Source organism: Rhizobium sp. AN6A (genome assembly GCF_900215635.1).
Taxonomy (GTDB): Bacteria; Pseudomonadota; Alphaproteobacteria; order Rhizobiales; family Rhizobiaceae; genus Agrobacterium; species Agrobacterium tumefaciens.
On sequence record NZ_OCNC01000003.1, the window covers coordinates 519,808 to 541,932 of the forward strand.

The 22,125-nt window shown below is 57.2% G+C and carries 18 protein-coding genes; 3 read left to right on the forward strand and 15 right to left on the reverse strand.

The window, feature by feature from the left end; genetic code table 11:
* Positions 1 to 56 precede the first annotated feature (56 nt).
* From CRO62_RS06250 to CRO62_RS06265, 4 genes are all read right to left on the reverse strand, one after another.
* Positions 57 to 2,846 (reverse strand): bifunctional aconitate hydratase 2/2-methylisocitrate dehydratase, encoded by a 2,790-nt coding sequence (locus CRO62_RS06250; RefSeq protein ID WP_097099600.1) that lies wholly within the window; start codon positions 2,844 to 2,846, stop codon positions 57 to 59.
* Between the two features lie 339 nt (positions 2,847 to 3,185).
* Complete coding sequence (locus tag CRO62_RS06255; protein WP_003518253.1) at positions 3,186 to 3,743, reverse strand: fasciclin domain-containing protein; 558 nt, start codon at positions 3,741 to 3,743, stop codon at positions 3,186 to 3,188.
* Positions 3,744 to 3,991: 248 nt separating this feature from the next.
* Positions 3,992 to 5,248: a Zn-dependent hydrolase gene (locus tag CRO62_RS06260; protein WP_097100403.1), complete on the reverse strand. Its 1,257-nt coding sequence runs from the start codon at positions 5,246 to 5,248 to the stop codon at positions 3,992 to 3,994.
* Positions 5,249 to 5,267: 19 nt separating this feature from the next.
* Positions 5,268 to 6,110 (reverse strand): BtpA/SgcQ family protein, encoded by an 843-nt coding sequence (locus CRO62_RS06265; protein ID WP_038494808.1) that lies wholly within the window; start codon positions 6,108 to 6,110, stop codon positions 5,268 to 5,270.
* Positions 6,111 to 6,134: 24 nt separating this feature from the next.
* Here CRO62_RS06265 and CRO62_RS06270 point away from each other — a divergent pair, with 24 nt between their 5' ends.
* Positions 6,135 to 7,031, forward strand: coding sequence for a ribokinase (locus tag CRO62_RS06270; protein ID WP_019566855.1), 897 nt, complete (start codon positions 6,135 to 6,137; stop codon positions 7,029 to 7,031).
* A gap of 31 nt (positions 7,032 to 7,062) precedes the next feature.
* Here the strand turns inward: CRO62_RS06270 and CRO62_RS06275 are convergent, their stop codons facing one another.
* The 6 genes from CRO62_RS06275 to CRO62_RS06300 are packed head-to-tail and all read right to left on the reverse strand — an operon-like array spanning position 7,063 to position 12,752.
* On the reverse strand, positions 7,063 to 7,833 hold the full coding sequence (locus CRO62_RS06275) for a glutamine amidotransferase (RefSeq protein WP_003518260.1): 771 nt from the start codon (positions 7,831 to 7,833) through the stop codon (positions 7,063 to 7,065).
* Positions 7,834 to 7,858: 25 nt separating this feature from the next.
* On the reverse strand, positions 7,859 to 8,926 hold the full coding sequence (locus CRO62_RS06280) for a phosphotriesterase (RefSeq protein ID WP_097099601.1): 1,068 nt from the start codon (positions 8,924 to 8,926) through the stop codon (positions 7,859 to 7,861).
* 4 nt (positions 8,927 to 8,930) lie between these two features.
* Positions 8,931 to 9,935 carry an ABC transporter permease gene (locus CRO62_RS06285; protein ID WP_003518264.1) on the reverse strand — a complete coding sequence of 335 codons (1,005 nt, stop codon included), beginning with the start codon at positions 9,933 to 9,935 and terminating at the stop codon, positions 8,931 to 8,933.
* Positions 9,932 to 10,741 (reverse strand): ATP-binding cassette domain-containing protein, encoded by an 810-nt coding sequence (locus CRO62_RS06290; protein ID WP_097099602.1) that lies wholly within the window; start codon positions 10,739 to 10,741, stop codon positions 9,932 to 9,934. The genes CRO62_RS06285 and CRO62_RS06290 overlap by 4 nt, the downstream gene beginning before the upstream one ends.
* Positions 10,738 to 11,691 carry a substrate-binding domain-containing protein gene (locus CRO62_RS06295; RefSeq protein ID WP_097099603.1) on the reverse strand — a complete coding sequence of 318 codons (954 nt, stop codon included), beginning with the start codon at positions 11,689 to 11,691 and terminating at the stop codon, positions 10,738 to 10,740. Before CRO62_RS06295 ends, CRO62_RS06290 begins: the two co-directional genes overlap by 4 nt.
* A 35-nt stretch (positions 11,692 to 11,726) precedes the next feature.
* Positions 11,727 to 12,752 carry a LacI family DNA-binding transcriptional regulator gene (locus CRO62_RS06300; RefSeq protein ID WP_097099604.1) on the reverse strand — a complete coding sequence of 342 codons (1,026 nt, stop codon included), beginning with the start codon at positions 12,750 to 12,752 and terminating at the stop codon, positions 11,727 to 11,729.
* A gap of 528 nt (positions 12,753 to 13,280) precedes the next feature.
* On the opposite strand from CRO62_RS06300, the gene CRO62_RS06305 reads away from it, so the two are divergent.
* On the forward strand, positions 13,281 to 13,568 hold the full coding sequence (locus CRO62_RS06305) for a hypothetical protein (protein ID WP_097099605.1): 288 nt from the start codon (positions 13,281 to 13,283) through the stop codon (positions 13,566 to 13,568).
* 112 nt (positions 13,569 to 13,680) lie between these two features.
* Here CRO62_RS06305 and CRO62_RS06310 read toward each other — a convergent pair whose 3' ends face one another.
* From CRO62_RS06310 to CRO62_RS06330, 5 genes are all read right to left on the reverse strand, one after another.
* Positions 13,681 to 13,950 (reverse strand): DUF1488 domain-containing protein, encoded by a 270-nt coding sequence (locus CRO62_RS06310; RefSeq protein WP_013762208.1) that lies wholly within the window; start codon positions 13,948 to 13,950, stop codon positions 13,681 to 13,683.
* Positions 13,947 to 14,240, reverse strand: a complete 294-nt coding sequence (locus CRO62_RS27610) for a hypothetical protein (RefSeq protein WP_097099606.1) — start codon at positions 14,238 to 14,240, stop codon at positions 13,947 to 13,949. Before CRO62_RS27610 ends, CRO62_RS06310 begins: the two co-directional genes overlap by 4 nt.
* A 607-nt stretch (positions 14,241 to 14,847) precedes the next feature.
* Complete coding sequence (locus CRO62_RS06320) at positions 14,848 to 16,800, reverse strand: putative bifunctional diguanylate cyclase/phosphodiesterase (RefSeq protein ID WP_179784469.1); 1,953 nt, start codon at positions 16,798 to 16,800, stop codon at positions 14,848 to 14,850.
* A gap of 159 nt (positions 16,801 to 16,959) precedes the next feature.
* On the reverse strand, positions 16,960 to 17,640 hold the full coding sequence (locus CRO62_RS06325) for a DUF2161 domain-containing phosphodiesterase (protein ID WP_097099607.1): 681 nt from the start codon (positions 17,638 to 17,640) through the stop codon (positions 16,960 to 16,962).
* Positions 17,641 to 17,951: 311 nt separating this feature from the next.
* On the reverse strand, positions 17,952 to 19,895 hold the full coding sequence (locus CRO62_RS06330) for a methyl-accepting chemotaxis protein (RefSeq protein ID WP_097099608.1): 1,944 nt from the start codon (positions 19,893 to 19,895) through the stop codon (positions 17,952 to 17,954).
* A gap of 598 nt (positions 19,896 to 20,493) precedes the next feature.
* On the opposite strand from CRO62_RS06330, the gene CRO62_RS06340 reads away from it, so the two are divergent.
* Complete coding sequence (locus CRO62_RS06340; protein ID WP_003518320.1) at positions 20,494 to 22,089, forward strand: peptide ABC transporter substrate-binding protein; 1,596 nt, start codon at positions 20,494 to 20,496, stop codon at positions 22,087 to 22,089.
* Positions 22,090 to 22,125 lie beyond the last annotated feature (36 nt).

Below are 22,125 nucleotides of genomic sequence, written 5' to 3' on the forward strand. Positions count from 1 at the left end.
ATATCTCTGGTTTCAAACGTTTTTCCGGACGTAAAAGTCCTACGCCCGGAAATACTTTAGTATTGGACAGACAGGGAATCGATTGGCGCAGCTTTCGGCGGTGCGAACTTGGTCAGATCGATACCTACCACGGCGGCCTTGTATTCCTCAGCGCTCGGTGTGCGGCCAAGGATTGCCGACAGTACCACGACAGGGGTCGAGGCCAGCAGCGATTCACCCTTCTTCTCGGCAGTGTCCTCAACAACGCGGCCCTGGAAGAGACGGGTCGAGGTTGCCAGAACAGTATCACCCTTCTCCGCCTTCTCCTGGTTGCCCATGCAAAGGTTGCAGCCCGGGCGCTCCAGATAGAGGATGTTCTCGTATTCCGTCCGGTTGGCGGTCTTCGGCTTGAGATCATCGAACTCGAAGCCGGAATACTTCTGCAGGATTTCCCAATCCCCTTCCGCCTTCAGCTCGTCGATGATGTTATAAGTCGGTGCCGCGACCACGAGCGGCGCCTTGAACTCGACCTTGCCTTCGGCCTTCTCGATGTTCTTCAGCATCTGGGCGACGATCTTCATGTCGCCCTTATGCACCATGCACGAACCGACGAAGCCCAGATCGACCTTCTTGGTGCCGCCGTAATAGGACACCGGACGGATCGTGTCATGGGTGTAGCGCCGGGACACATCGGTGTTGTTGACGTCGGGGTCGGCGATCATCGGCTCGTCGATCACGTCCAGATCAACCACGACCTCGGCGAAATATTTCGCGTTGGCATCGGGGGTCAGAGCGGGCTTTTCGCCCGAGCGGATTTCGGCAATACGCTGATCCGCCTTGTCAATCAGACCTTTAAGCGTCTGGGCGGCATTATCCATGCCCTTGTCGATCATGATCTGGATACGCGACTTGGCGATTTCCAGCGACTCGATCAGCGTCTCGTCTTCAGAGATACAGATCGACGCCTTGGCCTTCATCTCGGCCGTCCAGTCGGTAAAGGTGAAGGCCTGGTCAGCGAGGAGCGTGCCGATATGGACTTCGATGATGCGGCCCTGGAAAACGTTGTCGCCATGCTGCTTCAGCATCTGCGCCTGTGTCGCATGGACCACGTCGCGGAAGTCCATATGCGGCTGCATCGTGCCCTTGAAGGTGACCTTGACGGATTGCGGGATCGGCATGGTCGCCTCGCCCGTCGCCAGTGCTAGCGCCACAGTGCCCGAGTCGGCACCGAAGGCCACGCCCTTCGACATGCGGGTATGACTGTCGCCACCGATGATGATCGCCCAGTCGTCCACGGTGATGTCGTTCAGCACCTTGTGGATCACGTCTGTCATCGAATGATAGACGCCCTTCGGGTCGCGGGCGGTGATGACGCCGAAGTTGTTCATGAAGGACATGAGCTTCGGAATGTTCGCCTGTGCCTTCTTGTCCCAGACGGACGCCGTGTGGCAGCCGGACTGGTACGCACCATCCACCAGCGGCGAAATGACGGTTGCCGCCATCGCCTCAAGTTCCTGCGCGGTCATGAGGCCGGTCGTATCCTGCGAGCCGACGATGTTCACCTTGACGCGAACGTCCGAGCCGGCATGCAGCACCTTGCCGGGCGTCACGCCAACGGCGTTGCGGTTGAAGATCTTCTCCACGGCGGTGAGGCCCTGGCCTTCGATCGAGATTTCCTTGTTGGGGGCAAAGACCGGCGTAGCCTCGATGCCGAGCGTCTGGGCCGCAAAGGTCTGAAGCTTCTTGCCGAAGACGATGGCATAGGAGCTGCCTGCCTTCATGAACTCCATCTTCTGGGGCGTGAAGGCGGCGGCGACGTCGACCAGCTCATTGCCGCTTTCGTCGCGAAGCTTACGGTTCTTGGCGTCGATCTTCAGCACCGTGCCGGTCTCGACGGAATACTTCTGCTCGAGGATCGGGTTGCCGTCATTGTTGAGGATGGGCTTGCCGTCTTCGCCGAGTTTCTTCACCCAGTTCTTCAGGTTGATGCCGATGCCGCCCGTCACGTCGACAGTGGTGGCGAAGATCGGCGAAATGCCGTTTGTGCCGGCAACGACCGGGGCGAAGTTGACGAAGGGCACATAGGGGCTGGCCTGCTTGCCGGTCCACAGCGCCACGTTGTTGACGCCCGACATGCGCGACGAGCCGACGCCCATCGTGCCCTTTTCGGCGATCATCATAACCCGCTTGTCGGGATGCTGCTTCTGAAGCGCGACGATTTCCGCCTGCGCTTCCGGCGTGATCATACATTGGCCGTGCAATTCGCGATCGGAACGCGAATGCGCCTGGTTGCCGGGGGACAGAAGATCGGTCGAGATATCGCCTTCGGCGGCGATGAAGGTCACGACCTTGATCTCATCCTCGACATCCGGAAGCTTGGTGAAGAACTCAGCCTTGGCATAGCTCTCAAGAACGCCCTTCGCGACGGTATTGCCCGCCTTGAAGGCATCGCGCAGCCGGAACATGTCGGCGTCATAGAGGAAGACCTGCGTCTTCAGCACTTCGCCTGCCTGCTGGGCAAGCCCAGCATCATCACCAAGGGCGATGTCGAGCAGCACTTCGATGGAGGGGCCACCCTTCATATGCGACAGCAGTTCGAGGGCGAAGGTGGGCGTGATCTCGGGAACGACAGTTTCGCCCAGAATGATCTGCTTCAGAAAGGCCGCCTTGACGCCGGCAGCGCTCGTGGTGCCTGGCAAGGTGTTGTAAATGAAGAATTTGAGGGCATCCGCGCGATATTCGCTACCGGTGTCCCTGATCAAGGTGATGATTTCGCCGGTTAATCCGCCATCGTCGATCGGCTTGGGAGCGAGCCCTTGAGTTTTTCTGCTTTCGATCTCAGCCAGGTAATCCAAGTAAAGGTTCATCGCAATCCCAACGTCATGAGGTGTATGGCGCCGAAACGCAGCGCCACGAAACACTATTGTTAATCGGCCCAGGGTCCTACCGATTTCGAGTACGTCAACCAGGGCCGGAAGGCAAGATAGCGCACTCTGTTTCTGTTTTCGATAAGGGAACGGGAGAACATGCGGGCAGGCATGCCGTCTGCCGTCGTGCCCTCAGGGATGCGCCCGGCATTCCTCCCCGCAGCCTGCCTGACGTGATGCCGGCAAACCATTGCTTCACCGATAAAAGCAACGTCGAGCACATAAAAAATCCGGCCACCGAGGAGGTGACCGGATCAGGCATGCAGAAGATAAGAGCAATCACATCTTCGGAAGCAGAACCTTGTCGATGACATGAATGACACCGTTCGACTGCTTGACGTCGGCGATCGTCACATGCGCAACACCACCCGCTTCGTCGGTCAGGGTGATCTTGCCCATGCTTTCCTTCGCCTTGAGGATGCAGCCGCCGACCGTCTTCACATCATGGGTGCCGTTGTCGTCCTTGATCATCTTCTCGATGGCGCTGGACATGGCATCGGCCGCCACGACATGACAGGTCAGTATCTTGGTCAGCTGCGCCTTGTTTTCCGGCTTCAGCAGGGTTTCGACTGTACCCTTCGGCAATTTGGCAAAGGCCTCATTGGTCGGAGCGAAGACCGTGAACGGTCCCTTGCCCTGAAGGGTTTCTACAAGACCGGCAGCCTTGACGGCGGCGACCAGCGTGGTGTGATCCTTCGAGTTGACGGCATTCTCGATGATGTTCTTGTTTTCGTACATCGCAGCACCGCCGACCTTTGGATTTTCAGCAAAGGCACCCGAAGCAAGAGTCGAGATGGCCGTCGCAAGGGCGAGCGTACGGATTGCGGACTTGAACATTGAATATTCCTCTTCCCTAATCGCCTCGGCGCGGAAGCGCGCCTCTGAAGGCCTGTCGTTCCCGTCTCGGGGAACAGCACAAGTGACGAGAGCGACAGGGGGAAAGTTTCAAGCAAAAGGCAGTATCATACGATCACTTGCTACAGCGCTGATTCATTTCGGCTTTTTCTCAACCGAATTACACTCGCGATCGGCCAGCGCGCAGTGACCTGCAAACGGAGGGCGGGAACTACCCGCAAACATTCGATTTACAACGTGCCCGTCGGCGCTAGCAGCTGGAGAACCGACGCCAAGAGCATGTTGCCACCCGCAATACTATGCTCCTGCTCCACATATTCAGCCTCATTGTGACTGAGACCATCCCGGCAAGGTACGAAAATCATGGCCGATGGCGCGACGCGGTTCATAAAAAGCGCATCGTGGAATGCGCCGGAGAGCATTCTCTTTGTTGCAAAGTCCCGCTCCTGTGCAGCCTGATCCAATACGGCAAGCAATTCATCCGGAAAACTTGCCGGCGGCATGTCGAAAATCTGCGAAATGGTCGCCGAGCAGCCTGTGTCCGCCGCTGCCTGCTGGACAGCCGTGCGGATTGTCTGCTCCATGACGCCGATTGTTGTCAGCGAAGGGTGTCTAAAATCGATCGTGAAGCGCACCGTTGCCGGGATCGCGTTCACCGCGCCGGGTTCGAGGGCCATGCGGCCAATCGTGAAACGCGCGACCGGATCGGCTGGCATGATGTCGCCATAGAGTTCAGCAAGCGCGTTGGCCGTGGCTTGCATGGGGTCATGCCGATATTGCAGCGCCGTTGTTCCAGCGTGGGCGGTCTGCCCTTCGATAATCACCTCCAGCCAGCGCGTTCCCTGTATGCCGGTGACGATGCCGATCGGTAAGCCCTCTTTTTCCAATGAAGGGCCTTGCTCGATATGGACCTCGAGATAAGCGAAAACAGGCGTGCCCAGAGGCCGCATCGCGGCAGCCGGGAGACTTTCCAGAGTGGCGGAGAGTTCATCTGCGAAAAGTGCACCGTCAGTCGCGCGCATGGTCTCCCAGGCGCTTGGAATTGAACTGGCGGCAAAGGCCATGGAGCCCATGCAGCCCGGCGCGAAGCGGCAGCCCTCTTCATTCGTGAACGACACGACCTCCACCGGCCGCTCGGTTTCCACCCCGCAATCCTCGAGTGTTTCCAGAACCTCAAAAGCTGCGAGCGTGCCGAGCGCACCGTCAAAACGACCGCCTGCGGGCTGACTGTCGAGATGACTGCCGATAAGCAGCGGCGACAGATCCGGGTTGCGCCCCTCGCGGCGAATGAACAGATTGGCAATCGGGTCCTGAAAGACCTTGAAGCCGCGCTGCAGTGCCAACTCCGTCAGCAATTGCCGCGCCTGCCGGTCGAGGCCGGTCAAGGCCTGGCGGTTGACGCCACCCTTTGCCGTCGCGCCTATTTGCGCAAACCGGTCGAGTCGATCGATAAGTCGCTGCCCGTTGATCGAAAGAGTTTGCGTCATCATCATTTCCCGTTTGCCCTCAACCCGAAAGACCTGGCTGCGCCGCCTCAACAAACGATCGCACACGCGCAGGCTCGACAGGGTTCCACCAGACACCGCCCTGTTTTAGCGACGAAGCGACGATGACACCGCTGGTGCGCTTCAGGATTTCAACGATATTGGCTTCCCCAACACCAGAACCGACCAGAAGCGGAAGATGTGTGGCCTGCCCGATCTCTTCGATTTCCGCCATCGTTGCGCTGTTGCCAGTTCGCTGGCCAGTAGCGATCACCGCATCCGCATCAAAGAAGGCAAGGTCGCGGGTCAGCTCATCGATGCTGCGATCACCCGTGATAGCATGCGCGCCATGCTTGACGTGGCTGTCAGCGAAAACCTTTATGTGCTCGGCCCTGAGCAGGGATCGATAACGCATCGCTTCCGCCGCGCGCCCTTCCATGAAACCCTCGTTGGCGACATAGGCATTGGCCCACTGGTTGACGCGGATGAATTTCGCCCCGCCCGCCATGGCAATGGCGAAAGCCGGGATCGGCGCATTGGCAAGCACGTTGATACCGAGCGGAACGCCAGTCGCCCGCGCGACCCGGTCAGTCACCACGCTCATGAAGGCGGCTGTCTCATGACCGATATCCTCCGGCTTGGAAAAGGGAATATCGCCATGGTTTTCAACGAGAAGACCATGCATACCGCCTTCGATCAAAGCCTCGGCATCGCGCATGCAGACGTCGTAGATGGCATCCATGGCCGCGCCACGATACCTTGGTGCTCCGGGAAACGGCGGGCAATGCACCATGCCGATCAAGGCCTTGTCACGACCAAAGATTTCCTGGATGGCGTTCGCCCTATTGTCGGATATGATCTGCATGCCTTGTCCTCTCGAAAGTTTTTCATGCGTGCCTTCGTCATCGGCAATATCGCGCTCGACGAAACCTATTCCGTTTCCGCCCTGCCGGAAGCCGGGGCTTCGATTTTCGGCCGGCAGGCCTTCCGCGATCTTGGCGGCAAAGGCTGCAATCAAGCCATTGTCATGGCCCGATGCGGCCTCGATACCACATTGACTGCTGCTGTAGGTACAGATGACAGGTCTGCGACCATCCGCGCCCGCCTTGCAACCGAACCTCTGACCGCCGACCTCATTGGCATGGATGGGCAGACCAGCGATCTCTCCATCATCTTCAATACGCCCGATGGTGAAAACAGCATCGTCACGACCACGGCCTGCGCAGAATCCCTGACCCCGGAAGACGTGGCCGGAACCCTTGGTACAGCCAGCCCCGGCGACCTTCTCGTCGTGCAAGGCAATCTGGGCGAAACAACCACCCGTCTCGCACTGTCGCAGGCAAAGGCAACGGGAATGATCACCGCATTCAATCCGTCACCTCTCCAACCCTGGTTTGAAAGTCTCTGGCCGCTCACGGACATTGCTTTCCTCAACCGCGGCGAAGCCGCCGCCCTGACCGGGGATACCGGCTCGACAGCGATAAAATTGCTCATTTCAGCCGGTGTCCGACAGGTCATCCTCACCCTTGGCGGCGAGGGTTCGATGCTTGGCACGACAAACCAATGCCTGACCGTGCCCGCCGAAAAAACTGGCGTTGTCGACACGACGGGTGCTGGCGATTGCTTCATGGCCGTCACGCTTGCCTCCGCCGCGTTGAGAAACGTCAGTGTGGATGAACGGGCGTTGAGGCATGGCGCAAAGGCATCTGCGCTGACTGTCAGTCGTCGGGGCACGCTTTCAGCCTTTCCCGATATCCTTGAGCTCGCGGATATTTTGTCCAACTGACGATCCTCTCCACCGATACCTGCCGCCGCGCTCAGCGAGCTTCTGTCAGCCAGCCCAGAATGTTTTTCCACAAACGGCCGTAGCCCTGCCATTCGCAGAAGGCGGGAGAGAGCCAGTGCGGACCAATGTCGGATGTCCACGCCGCTGTCCGACCCTGGCCAAAAACGCCGGTGACCAGAAGCGGATGACCGCCCTGCTCCGCAGGCAGGCGGGCGACCACGTCCACATCCGCGCGCTCGCGCACCTCTACCTCATTGACACCGAGGAGAAGCGGCCATTCGCCGGAAAGACCTGCAACGGTGGGATGATCCGGCATCAGAATGTCGGCCGTCGATCCTTCCGGAATTTCAACGCGATCATCCCATGGCAGGCAGGTCACGGGAAGCGTATCTTCCACGGGGGTGCGACGCCACCGGGCCTTGCCATCGATACCCTGGAACGAGAAATATCCGCCAACCATCAGCAGGCCGCCACCCTTTTCGACCCATGCCTTGAGAAGCTTCAGACGGTTTGGAACGGTTTTCGAGTGCAGCCAAACCGCAGGCGGCAAAAGCAGCGAGTTGGCACCGATGTCAGAGAGGATGATCGCGTCATACGCATCCAGCCCCGCCATATCGAAGGGAAGTTTCTCGACAGCATCATGAGCCGTCAGGTAGGTCAGCTCGTACTCACTACCTTCAAGTGCCTTTACCAGAGGTTCCGCGCCCAAGTGAAAGGTGACGCTGCCGAACTGGTCGAAGCCCTTGTAGTGAGTGGCGGAGCTGACCCAGCTTTCGCCCACGAGAAGTATTTTCTTTGTCATGTTTCGTTCCATTTCTATGGGTTCGTCACGTCTTCGCCTGGAAGACCGAGCGCGGGTTATCCCGCATGAGGATTTGCAAGGTGAGGTCATCCAGACCATGCCGCTTCAATCGCGGCAGGAAATGCTTGAGGATATAGGCGTAACCATTTCCGCCATACCGCGTCAGCATCATCTTCAGGAAAACATCGTGGGAAAGCAGGATGCGGTCCAGATATCCGCGCTCCACCAGCTGGACGATGGCTTTGGCCGCTTCGTCGTCACTCGGGCATTGGACCTGCTGATCGGCATAGAAGAAATCCATGCCGATCATGTCGTATTCGATGAAGGCACCGCGGCCGGCAAGTTCTCCCTGATAGCCAAGGTCGTCATGCGACGGGTTCATGTGACAAAGAACGGTGTGACTGACATCCGCACCTTCCTGCTCGACTACATCGAGAACCCTGTGACCCAGCCTTAACCAGCCCGGAAGATGCACCATGAGGGGTAAACCGGTACGGGCCTGCGCCCTCGCCGCACCGCGCAGCGATTTCTGCTCCTCGGGGGTGAAGTCCGAGGACACACCGATCTCTCCGATCAGACCGATTTTCACGCCGGTTCCGTCGACGCCCTGAAGCGCCTCGTGAACGATTTCATCGGCGATATCGTCGATGCTGAGCGCTGCCACTTTCTCAGGATGGGAGGAGGCCAGATAATAACCCGCCCCCATCACGATGTTGAGCCCGGTCGCCTCGGATATCCGCCTGAGAGCAAGTGGATTTCTGCCGATACCCTGGCAGGTCGGCTCCACCACTGTATGGCCGCCCTGAGCGGCGAATTCATGCAGCTCTTTAATCGCAAGCGGCTCATCATCCAGCGTGATGTTGTGCTTGTTGACAAAGGGATCCTGGCGAAGTTCGCCGAGGATTTCCTGGCAGACCAAGCCCTCCGCCAGATATTGCCGCTCCGGCGTTTTCGGTGCGTGCCACCAGCAGCGGCAATCGTTGAGAATATGCTCGTGCATCAGCGTCACGCCGAGCTTTTCCACCGGGACGGGACCGGAAACGGTCATGAAATTGCCGGAGCGAATATGGCCTTTCGAGAGTTCATCCACCATGGCCTCAACCCTTTTTTCTGGAACCCAAGCGGAAGTTGGTGGTGAAGATGCGTGTGTTGAGCCAGATGGCGGCAAGAATGATCGCGCCCGTGACGATCTGTGTGAAAAAGGGCGAAATATGCATCAGGATCAGCCCGTTGCCGATCACGGCAATGGTCATGGTGCCAAGCACGGAGCCGAGAATGGTTCCGCGTCCGCCCATCAAAGATGTGCCGCCAAGCACAACCGCTGCCACGACCTGCAGCTCAAAGCCAACAGCAGCATTGGAGGAACCCGAGCCAAGGCGTGACGCGATCAGCAGCCCAGCGATTGCGGATGCCACGCCTGCCACCAGATAGACCGATGCGAGGATCCATTTTGCCGGCATACCCACACGACGGGCAGCCTCCAGATTGGAGCCTACCGCCACGACCCGGCGTCCGTAGCGGGTGGACGAAATGACCACATAGGCCACGACAGTGATGAGGATACCGATCAGCGCCGGCACCGGGAAACCGAACAGGTCTCCGCGACCGAGAAAAAAGAAGCCGGGCGCATCCGGAATCGGCACCGAATACCCTTGGGTGATATAGAGTGCGACCCCTCGAAGGATAGACAAGCCTGCGAGCGTAACGATGAAGGCCGGAATGCCCTGATAGGCAATGAACCAGCCCTGCAAGAGACCAAGCACGGCTCCGAGCATGAGCATGGCGACCAGCACCAGAGGCCAGGGATAGCCCGCCGCCATGAGGATGGCACCGACGGCGTTGATCAGCGCAACCATGGAGCCGACCGACAGGTCGATGCCGCCGGTGATGATGACAAGCGTCATGGCGACGGAGACGATGAGGATGGGAGCGGCCTGACGCACGACGTTCAGCAGGTTGCCTGCCGTCAGGAACGTATCCGTGCTTACGGCAAAGAACAGCATGCAGGCGATAAAAAAGGCCGTTATGGACAAGACCTGCGCGTTTTCGGCGATGAAATCGGCGACGGGTGAGCCCTTGGCGCGTTCAGTGTAGACGGTCAATGGCGACCTCCCACGATCAGTTTGACGAGGTCTTCGAGGCTGGTTTCGTTGATCTGCCGTTCGGCGACCTTCGTTCCCTCGTACATGACGGCGATGCGATCACACACGCGGAACAGATCCTGAAGACGATGAGTAATGAGGATGACGGACACGCCCTTGGCCTTGACCCGGTTGATCAGCGCCAGAACGGCCTCCACCTCTGCCACGGCAAGCGCCGAAGTGGGTTCGTCCATGATCAGGACCTTGGGATTGAAGGACGCCGCACGGGCGATTGCGATTGCCTGCCGCTGTCCGCCAGAGAGTTTTTCCACCTTGGCCGTCAACCGTGGAATACGGATTTCCAGCGCATCCAGCATCTTGCGGGCCTCGGCCAACATCGTCTGCCGGTCGAGGAACGGACCCTTGGTGATCTCGCGCCCAAGAAACAGGTTGCCGATCACGTCGATATGGTCACAGAGGCTCAAATCCTGAAAGACCATCTCGATATTGCGATTGCGCGCATCGGCGGGACCGGAGAAACGGACCTCTTCCCCTTCGAGCGTAATGGATCCTTCATCCGGAATGTAGGTTCCGGAAATAACCTTCGTCAGCGTCGATTTTCCAGCCGCGTTGTCACCGACAAGGCCCAGGCATTCACCGGGATAGATGTCGAGATCGACGCCGCGCAGCGCCTGATGTGAACCGAAGGTCTTTACGATACCGCGAAGCGAGACGCGCGGTTCTTGCACCGCACCGGAAAGATGCTGGGGGAGAATATCTCCCCCAGCGCCGGTGACAGCGGTTGGGTGCTGTCCGCCGGCGATCATTTGAAGACCGCCCGGTAGGGCTCGACATTGGCCTTGGTGACGATTGTCACGGGCACGGCAATCGTCTTTTCGACACTGCCACCATCAGAAACAGTCTTCAGCGCCTTGACGGCCGCAGCACCCATGGCCGCCGGGTCCTGCTGGATGACACCCGCGACATAACCAGCGTCGATGCCAGCGATCGCCTGCTTGGTCAGATCCCAGCCGAAGACCTTGATGTCCTTCTGCTTGCTCTGGCTTTCGACGGCAGCGACGGCGCCGAGAAGGGCCGGTTCACCCGTTGCGTAGATTGCGGTCATATCCGGATTGCCGGTTATGAGGTTTTCCGCTGCGGAAAGAGCCGTATCCTGCACGTTCTGTCCGTCAACGACACCAGCTGCCGTAATACCGGACTGCTCCTTGATGGTGTCTTCAAAGCCCTTCTGGCGGATATTCTGGATGAAAGAGTTGAGGGCCCCGACGACGCCGATCTTGGCCTTGCCGCCCATGTCTGACTTCACATAGTCGACGAAGAACTTGCCCATGTCGGCACCAGCCTTGGCGTTGTCGACGCCGATCTGTGCCTTCTGCGGACCTTCGGGCAATATTGCGTCGATAGCGACCACTGGGATTTTCGCTTCGGCGGCCTGCTTTACCGCAGGCATGATGCCGTTGACATCGATGGCGACGACCGCGATCCCATCGACCTTCTGCTGGATATAGGTCTCGATGGCGCTGTTTTGCGCTGCCGGATCGTTATTGGCATTGAAGATGACCAGCTTGACGCCCGCTTCCTTTGCCGCCTTTTCCGCACCCTTGTTCATGTCGTTGAAAAAGATGGCCTGCTGGTTGATCTGCACCAGGGCTATCGTCTTTTCCGCGGCACCGGCAATGCCGGCGGAAAGCGTCGCCCCGGCCAGAACGGTGGCGGCAAGGGCTGCGGAGAAATATCTGCGTTTGATTATTGTCATTTGCGTTCTTCCTCTGTTGGTTTTATCCGTCGCAATTATTGTTTCGACGGCGGCGCAACGGAGCTCCGCACGACGATTTCTACGGGAAGCAGCTCTTCCGGATGGGCCGGAGTTTCCTGTTCCCAATTGGTTTCGGCCAGCAACGACAGGGCGCGCTGGCCAATGGCCCTGACGGGCTGGCGAATGGCGGTAAGCGGCGGATCGAACAGATGCAGCGGGCCGACATCGTCGAAGCCGATCATCGATACGTCCTGCGGAATGCGCACACCCTGCGCCCGCAAGACTTCAATCATCCCGATGGCGATTTCGTCGGAGCTGGCGAAAATTGCCGTGGCGGGACGGCCTTCGGAGAGAAAACGCAAGGCCGCCTCGCGACCGAACTCCGCGGTATAGTCGCCGCAATAACGCATGATCGAGGGCTCGGAGCTGCAATGCGTCCGCAACGCTGCCTCCAACCCAAGGAAACGCCGCTGCGTGCTGAGCATCTCTTCGGGGCCGCCGACATAAAGCACGCGTTGGTGGCCATATCCGGCAAGGTGTTCGCCAGCCAGGCGGCCGCCCTGTTCATTGTCACAGAACAGCTTCGGCACGGATGCCCCCGGCACGTCTTCATCGACCACAACGACTTTGCCGGTGGCGCTGATAAGCTCGGCAAGCTCGTCCGTATCGGGGTGGTTGGTGACGAAGACCAGCCCGTCGACATGGTTGCGGGCAAGAAGCCGCAGATAGGACAGTTCGCGTCCCGGCCGGTTCAACGTTGCGAAAAGCGATACGGCAAGACCGCGCCTGTCTGCCTCCTCTTCCACTGCTGCAACCAGCATGCCGAAGAACGGGTTGCCGATATCGGGAACGACGAGACCGATCGTATCGGAGCGCCCACGGCTGAGACGACGCGCATGCGGGTTAGGAACATAGTTGAGCTGGCGAATGGCGTCTTCGATGCGCGCCTTCGTGTCCGCAGGCAGTTCTAGCGAGCCGTTGAGCAGCCGCGACACCGTGGCGACGGAAACACCCGCCGTGCGGGCAACATCCTTCAGACTGGTCGCACGATTTGGCGCCATCATTCTTCCCGTTCCTGTTCCCGTGGGCCTTTGGCCTCTTGATAGGCTTGTAAAGCGATTTACTAAACCGGTTTACAAGGAAATCCAAAACTTGCCCCCTGTCAAGATCATTTGGTGAGGCATTCGAATTTTGGCATATCGGAGACTTTTACGGCCTTCCAACGGAGAAGGGCAATCGCGGGACGAGTGACGGCGCTCCTCACCTTCACAAAAAGGTGTCTTCGATCAGCACCTCTATCTTATCAGGATTGTTTCATTGCTAAACGAGTGAAACGGGTCCACTGTGTTTGCTCCAGCAGCCATAGTACGGGCGCTGCTGTTTAAGGGTTGAATACCCTGGCCCCGACAAGGGAGGACGCCATGTCTTCCATATTCCACCAACCGACAAAACAGAATCTCGCAACGCTGGCTGGCTACGTCTTGTCTGCGGCAAGTGTGGCGCTGATCGTTTACATCCTGATCGGCGCATAGTTGCGATAACCGGCTGTAACTGTGCAGGTTTTAACGCAACGGAAAGCGGTGTTGGACATGATCGAAAGAACCACGGAGACCGAAATCACATTCACGCATCCGTTCCGTCTGGAGGCCCTTTCGGAATCCTTGGGAGCGGGCACTTATCGCCTGGTCATAGACGAGGAATTGATAGAGGGCCTCAGCTTCACGGCGTATCGCCGCGTGGGAACCCATCTAGAGATTCCCGCGATCGCTGTCGCCATGAACCGCCGCCAGTTCCTTCAGGTGTCACCAACTGAAATCGATGATGCATTGGCTCGCGACGCCGCAACCGTAGATGCCGGCCCGCGCGCCATTCCATGATCCCGCAATGGTCGCGCATTTCCTAAAGTGCGTAGCAGTTTTACTGCCCGGAAAATGCGTAAAAACAAATAGCTAGAGCACGTCAGACAATTTTGTTTAAACAGGATGTGCTCTAGCCGAAGTCGGAAGTCGTCAGGACGTTCAAATTGCGCCGGTACTTGGCATACACCTTCTTGGCAGCCTCGTAGATCGGCGTGCGCATTGCGTCAAAAGACGAAAGGCATTGGGCTTCCGACATGCCTGTTGCATGCACACCGCCCTTGGCGAGTGCAGCGGCTTCAACAAAAAACCGGATTTCGAACATGCCATCATGGCCGAAAAACCGCACAGCTTTACGCACGTCGTCAAAACTGCGGGCCGAGTTGGGGAAAGCCAGTGTCATGCTTCACACCTGCTGCGTTCTTCCCTTCGCAAAACGTTACGACGATTGAGTGAAAGCATGCCATCGGTTGCTTCCGATATGCTGAGTTCAGTCAGCCTGCGGCCACCCACCCGTACCGGCACACCGGTGAATACATGATATATGGTCCAGGTTTGGTCCCTCTCGATCCTTCTTCCATATTGGGAGTCACGTGTATCGGCGACGGAAGTCCCGCCTTCGTTCTCCCAAACTTCGATCCTGAGCGCCTGGCGTCTTTGGTCGTTATAACTATTCATGGTCTTGCCTTTCATCCGAGGCTTCAGCGCGGCTTTGATCCGCGTGGAGCCGGTTTTATTCTACATTGCGACTGCTGCGTTCCTGTCTCTCGGTCGAAAGTCCCTATCGATCGGAGTGGTGCGTGAGCCAGACATCCCTAAGGACTAGATGCGGTGTCGTGTCCGGGTGGTACCAAGAAAATCCAGGAGCGAAACGACCAGATGCCATGAAATGGCACTGGAGAAATGCAGATGGTCTGCGTTGTGCAACTGGTGGCAGCGTAATCGCCCGTCAACCTGCATGCTTGTGCCGCAATAGGTGACATCTCGGTGATTACCGCAAAGAAATACGGCACCGTCAGCGCAAACATTCACTAAAGGACAAAGAAGAAGATGCGGCGCCTCTCTGACACCGGGGAGCCGTGCTGCCAGCACAACGAAGCTTATACTGCGCCTGGATTGCGCGGAAAACAAGGCGGACGCTAAAACCTGCCGGGCAGACAAAGCAAACACGTCTATTCAAAGCACGCATTTCTACGTCACGATAGAAGTAGCCGAGCCCTGTTTTCCTGTCCTTCCCCGGATCAACATCAGCAGGCAGGCATCGCAGCCGGAAAATCGGGCCCGAAAAACCCAGGCCACTTCAGGCTGACAGGATCATGTGCTTTTTTGCCTGTCCGGAAAGAAACTCACGGACATCCTGTTCTCGTAGTGGTGCCGCATAGATATAACCCTGCACCAGCGTAGCACCGAGACCTTCAAGGGCCGCGAGTTCCTCCAGTGTTTCGACCCCTTCCACCACGCATTCCAGCCCCATGTCGCGGCTGAGCGTGAGCAGGGATTTCACGATTTTGTAGCTGGCTGGCTTTTCGTGCAGATCCGTGACGAAGCTGCGGTCGATCTTGATCTTGGTGAGGGGCAGAGCGTGCAGCCGTGTCAGGCTGGAATAACCGGTGCCGAAATCATCAAGCGAAATGCCGCAACCGAGCCGCCGCAGCATTTCGACCGACTGCCTGACCTGTTCGAAATCATGCGCAAAGGCCGTTTCGGTAATTTCAAGGTCAATACGTGTTGCGTCGAAGCCGCTGTTTTCGATGATGCCGATCAATGACAGCACGCCTTCGCAGGAATTGAGGTCATGGGCCGAGAGGTTGAAGGACAGTCTAAGGGATGGCTCCCATGCCGATGCGGAAGCGAGAGCGGTTCGAAGAAGAGGCCGTGTCAGCGAGCTGACGATACCGGCCCGCTCGGCAATGGCGAAGAACTGGGCAGGCGGGACATGCCCAAGGACCGGGCTGTGCCAGCGCGCCAGTGCTTCAAAGCCCGCAGCTCTTCCATCGCGTATGTCGACGATCGGTTGGAACACGACTGAAAGCTCGTTTTCTATCTCTTTCTGCTTGAGCAGATGTTCGATACGGGCTTCGATATTGATCTGCTTTTCGTGCTCCGCATCGAAGAGGACGGCATCGCCGCGCCGGGTTTTCTTGGCGTGATACAACGCATAATCCGCACGGTCGAAAAGTTGCTCAAGCGTCAAAGCGAGGCACGGGAATACGGCTATCCCCATGGAAGCAGCGACATGCACCGTTCCCTCGGGCAGATGATAGGGTTCCCTCAACCGTTCCGAGATCACGTTCGCATTTACGACGAGTTGCGCATCATCAGGTATGATTGGGGCAACGATCGCAAACTCATCTCCCCCAAGGCGGAATGCCCTGCTGGTCGTCAGAGTTTCGGTGAGACGTTTGCTGACGTTGACGAGCAGCCTGTCGCCGACGGAATGGCCGTAAAGGTCGTTAACCGGCTTGAACCCATCGAGATCGATAACGCCCAGCGCCAGCCGCGTTCCCGCCACCCTTGCTTTTTCGATCTCGGCTTCCAGATGGGCGAAAAAGGCGCGGCGGTTAGGCAGTTCCGTCAGGCTGTCAATATTGGCAAGCAGCAGGTTCTCGTTGTTGAGCGCTTCCGTACGCTGCTGCGAAACGATCATGCGCTCGAAATTGCGGTAATTGGTCAACAGGATGGACATCATGCCCGCACAGACCAACAGAACATTGATGGCAATGGCGATGAATGTCGGTTGCTGTGAGGCCAAAAAAAAGATGATGAAGGCGCCGTTGACGATGGCCGTGACCATGAAGGCCGCCGAACGCACATACATCAGACAGAAGATGCAGGAGATGACGGTAATCGCCATGTAGAAGGCGACATGGGACTGCGTATAGGCGTCCCCATAGGGCACCAGCAAAAAAGACCAGAGCGTGAATATAACGGCGATACCGGCTGCCAGGCGATTTGTGCGCTGAAGCGCTGCATGGGCCACCTTCGGCGGGGGATCGATACCGCGGGTTCTCCACCAGAATGCAACCCTGACGGTGCAGCCGAGTGTGAAAAAAGCGGGAATTCCAATGGTGAGCCAAAACGGCGCCAGTTGCAGATGTGTAGTAGCCAGCGCCCATGTACTTGAAATCAGTATGAAATACATCATCGGCATCTGCCGGGTGAAAGCGCGATATTGCGCTTTCAGCAGGTCCGGATTGTCGGACCGGACAGACATAAAATACAGCAATTTCTGTTTGGCGCTAATTATGTTCATTTGCACGACTCATCGAGTACAGAGTCGGTTATTTAGCAAGTCCGTATTACATCATCGGAAATACACAAGGTAAATCAAGAGGAAATGAAATCAACTCCAAGGTGTGCAGTCATGTTTTTACATAGTCTGCAGCAATTAAGCTCTATTGCTGAATAGAAATCAGCTGGGAAGGACGATCGTTGCCGGCGTCTCTTGTTGCGGCCATCGCTGCAGCGCCTCCTGTCCGGCAGGGGTCAAGCCATAGACGCCTCTATCCAGACGTTCAAACCAGCCATAGACGTTTGCAAGCAAAATCTTCCCGGCATCCGGTATGCCGGATCTGACCTGACGCACGCGCAGCGGCCCTGATGCCAACGCCAAAGCGCAGCCGAGTGCCTGTTGGCGGTACGCGGTCATAATTGGTGCGCGGGTGCTTCCACCCACCGCCGGATCTCCCCGTCGCCTCTTGTGTTCACGTATCAATCGCGAACGCCGTTTCGGGTTGGTTCGCGGCATTGGTGATATGGAACTGACGATGACGCTGATGTCGCCAACATCGGAAATGCCGAGCATGCCGATCCCGAGCCTGCGGCAGAGGTCGCGGTAACGTTTATCAGCCTCGCGGCCCTTGCCCTTGGCTGAGACCCGTGCCGCAATCCAGACCTCGTCTGCCATAGCCGCGCGATCAACCGCCTGCAAAATGAGCTCCAGATTGAAGCTCAGTTTTAGCTCGCAGATGACGACAACAGGCGGATCGTTATCGCTCAAGCCCACGAGGTCGCAACTGCCAACCTCGCCTTTGACAGTGTAACCCGCTTGCTCGAGGAAACTTTTGACGGGCAGATAAAGCGAAGTTTCCATGTACTCGCAGATTAAAGTGACGATCCAGGCCCTAGATATATCGATCCGCCTGCGCAGAACAACCACTATAACCAACCAATGCGGTTGCAAGTTGTCGGTGATGCGGGCAATCGCCAATAGTACCTGGGATGATCAACTGGCACTTCTCCGCGAAAGCGGACCCTTTTTGGGGAAGATACGATCAAAAATCGTCACGGATTCGATGTGCGATCGGCAAGACACCGGCGATCAAAGTCCAATCGCCGGTGCAAGTGTTTACAACAATGCTTTCAGTCTCTCATCAGACGTCAGGCGTGAAAGACCCGCATTTATCAAAACTCTTCCCAATTGTCCGGCGATGTGCTGAGGGCGGCATTGCCGGAGAACGCAGCTTTAATCTTTCCGCCGAGTGCACGCGCAGGAGAAACTGCAGGCCGGTCAGCGGACGAGGCTGCGCGAACCGGTGCGGAGATTTCGCTGTAACCACCTTCTGACAATTTGAACCGAGCGAGCAGCTGGTTGAGCGACGAAGCCTCGCGTGCAAGCCCGTGGCTTGCCGCCGTGCTTTCCTCCACCATGGCAGCGTTCTTCTGGGTGTCCTGGTCCATCTGGTTCACAGCCGTATTGATCTGCTGGAGACCAGAGGATTGTTCCTGTGCCGATTCCGCGATCGCCATCACGTGACGGTTGATTTCCTGTACTTCCGTGACGATGAGTTCGAGTGCTTTGCCCGTTTCGCCAACCAGTTGCACACCCTGCTGAACCTGACTGTTCGATGTCGTAATGAGATTCTTGATCTCCTTGGCGGCACCTGCGGAACGCTGTGCCAGTTCGCGAACCTCTTGGGCAACAACCGCAAATCCCTTGCCCGCCTCACCGGCGCGGGCAGCTTCCACGCCTGCATTCAGCGCCAGAAGATTGGTCTGGAAAGCAATCTCGTCGATCACCCCAATAATGTTGGAAATCTGATCAGCGGATGCAGCAATTTGCTCCATTGCCGTGACAGCTTTCTGCACCACTTCTCCCGACTGTTCCGCGCCAACTTTTGCACGACTGACAAAGTGGCCCGCTTCTTGCGCCCTTTTGGTCGAGTCTTTCACCGTCGTGGTGATCTCTTCCAGTGCAGCAGCAGTCTCCTCGACGGCCGCTGCCTGCTGTTCCGTACGCTTGGCCAGATCGTCAGCTGCGGCCCTGATCTCGTTCGCGCCGGAGTCGATGCCGCGCGCGTTCTGCGCCACCTGGTTCAGAGTCGATTGCAGCTGTTCCGCTGCCCTGTTGAAGTCGCCGCGAATACCGTCAAGGCTGGACACGAACGGCTGAGCGATCCGGTAAGTAACGTCGCCCTGAGCGATCTTCGAAAGGGCAGCAGCAAGGTTGTCGACGGCGAATTGCACGTCGGCAGCTTCTTTTGCCTTCTGTTTCTCGCGCTCTATCCGGTCCTGCTCTGAAGATGACCGATGGTTTTCCGTTTCATTCTCAAGCCGGAGGCGCGCGATGGCGTTCTCGCGAAATGCCTGAACAGCAGCGGCCATCTGGCCGACTTCATCCTTGCGGTCCATACCTTCGATTTCGCTGGCTGTATCGCCTGCCGCCAACGACCCCATGCGCTCGCGAAGCCGCGCAATCGGGGTGGTAATGCCACGCGAGGAAATAAGCAGGCCGAGCGCGATCAATGCCAGGGAAACGAGTGCTATGCTGACCAGAGCTGTCCAGATTGTCGTTTTGGTGCTGGCGGTGAGGCGTTCTCTGCCATCGTTCATCACCTGGATCAGTTGCTCATTCCCCGCGCTGATTTTCGGTGAGACTTCGGTTATTTTTCGAAGGACGTTAAGCGCCATCTGCTGAGCTTCAGCATTTTTTCCCGCCTGCATGAGAGCGATGACCTGATTGCCGATTTCCTCAACCTCGGCAACGCCCTTGAGGATATCACGAGCGGCATCCGTCCGGGCCGGCACCAGCTGCATGATTTTATTCTGCCGTTCTTCCAGTTGCTTCCGGTCGGCCTTGAATGTTTTGACAGCGGCCTCGAAATCACTGCTGGTCGAGTCATTGAGGCTGGCGCGAAGCATCTGCATGCCGAGTGCATTGAGATTGCCGCTGGTTCGGGCGTTCAGCACCGCAGCAAGCGCCTCATTTGCGATGAAATCGCTGTAAACATTGTCGGTATTTTTATACTGCAAGCTGACGTAGCTGATTCCGGAAAGCGACATCAAACTCATCAGTGATATGACGAATAAAACCTTTGTTTTTATTTTGGTATTCTTCAGGAAAGACATGAATAGCCTCAGGGCAAGCGCTCCTCCAGCTTTCCGCGAAGGAAGCCAGGGAAACAAACAATGGAACATCGCGGGTAGTTGTGCCCCTCCTCATAGGGCGACAAGCGGATATCCGCTCCGGGCCGCCAAAGGCTGGGCGCGTTGGATCCACTCGTTCTACCAGCCCCGCCGATGAAACTTTGGAACCTGCGTATTTTAGATTTCACAAAATTAATAAATGAAGTGTTACCCGGCATATGCAAACGATGACATGTGTGCTGCCGTAAACTTACTCGGGCGTTGATTTTCGACGGGCTGCGCGCTTCCGCGAGCCGGACTGGAAAGAGAAGATTATCCTCACCGTTTCAGCACCTGCTTGATGCCGGCGGCACTGGTATTTTCACGAGGATATCGATGGGGCCGACGGCTTCCCGGATCGATTTGACCGTCCCGGAGGTCGCGTCACGCGAGGCAATGTCCAGCGTGCGGGCCATGGCTTTGCCCTTATTCTTTTCGATCAGCAGTCACGGTTTACGCATAAACTCACAATTTGTTGTGGTTGCCCTTCGGAGCAATTTGGCCTTGTTTGTAGACTCACACTCTTCACGGGAGGGAAATTATGTCGATAAAAACAACAACTCGCGCCACTCTGCTGGTAGGATCTCTTCTGATTGGCGCAAGTTCCGCACTTGCAGAAACAGTTCTTCACCGCGGCAATTCCGGGGAGCCTCAGACGCTCGATCAGGCACAGACCTCGATCAATATCGAAGCCTTTATCCTCAAAGACCTTTATGAAGGTCTCACCATTTACGATGCTGCCGGCAAGATCGTTCCCGGTACGGCGGAAAGCTGGACGCTCTCTGAGGATGGCACCGTCTACACGTTCAAACTGCGTGCAGATGCGAAGTGGTCGGATGGCACTCCGGTAACGGCTGGAGATTTTGTTTTCTCCTATCAGCGCGTCGAAGACCCGAAGACCGCAGCAAAATATGCGAATATTCTTTACCCGATCAAAAACGCCGAAAAGATAAACAAGGGCGAAACTTCGGTTGATCAGCTTGGCGTCAAGGCGGTGGATGACAAGACCCTTGAGATCACACTCGAGCGCTCAACACCGTTCTTCCTTGAACTCCTTGCCCACCAGACAGCTCTGCCGATCTCGAAGGCAAGCTTTGACAAGAATGGAACCAACTTCGTAAAGCCGGGCGTCATGGTCTCGAACGGTGCTTACAAGCTTGAAGCGCATGTTCCCAATGACAGCTTGACGGTGGTCAAGAACACCAACTTCTGGGACGCATCGAACACCAAGATCGACAAGGTCATCTTCTACCCGATCGACGACCAGGCCGCATCCGTTCGTCGTTTCGAAGCCAAGGAAATGGACCTCGCCTACAACTTTTCCGCGGACCAGATCGACCGTCTGCGCAAGGCCTATGGCGAACAGGTTCACGTTTCGCCGACGCTTGCGACCTATTACTATACCTTCGACACACGCGAAGCGCCGTATAACGATGTCCGCGTCCGTCAAGCCCTGTCCATGGCAGTCGACCGCGATTTCCTCGCCAAGGAAATCTACAGCGGTTCGCAGGTTCCCGCCTACTCCATGGTTCCTCCGGGCATGGACTCCTACGGTGAGCCTGCGAAAGCAGAGTTTGCGACGCTGTCGCAACTCGATCGTGAAGACGAAGCCGTCAAACTCATGAAGGAAGCCGGTTACGGCGAGGGCGGCAAGCCGCTTTCCGTCGAAATTCGCTACAACACCAACCCGAACCATGAGCGCGTTGCAACCGCTATTGCGGACATGTGGAAAAATACCTTTGGCGCCAAAGTGTCACTGGTGAACCTCGACGTCGCCTCGCATTACGGCTACCTGCAGGAAGGCGGAAAGTACAACGTTGCGCGTGCAGGCTGGGTTGCTGACTATGCGGATGCGGAAAACTTCCTCGCCCTTTCGGTATCCTCCAACAAGACCTTCAACTACTCGAAGTTCAATAATGCCGAATATGACGCGCTGATGCAGAAGTCCTATGACGAAAAGGATCCTGCTGCTCGCTCCAAACTGTTGCACGAGGCAGAAACCATCCTCATGAAGGAACAGCCGGTTGCTCCGCTTCTCACACAGGCGGACCTGTGGCTGGTTTCCAATCGCGTGAAGGGTTGGGAAGACAATGCTGCTAACGAACACCTCAGCCGCTTCCTGAGCGTTTCCGAATAAGCAGTGCTGGCACGGTGGCCGAAACCACCGTGCCAT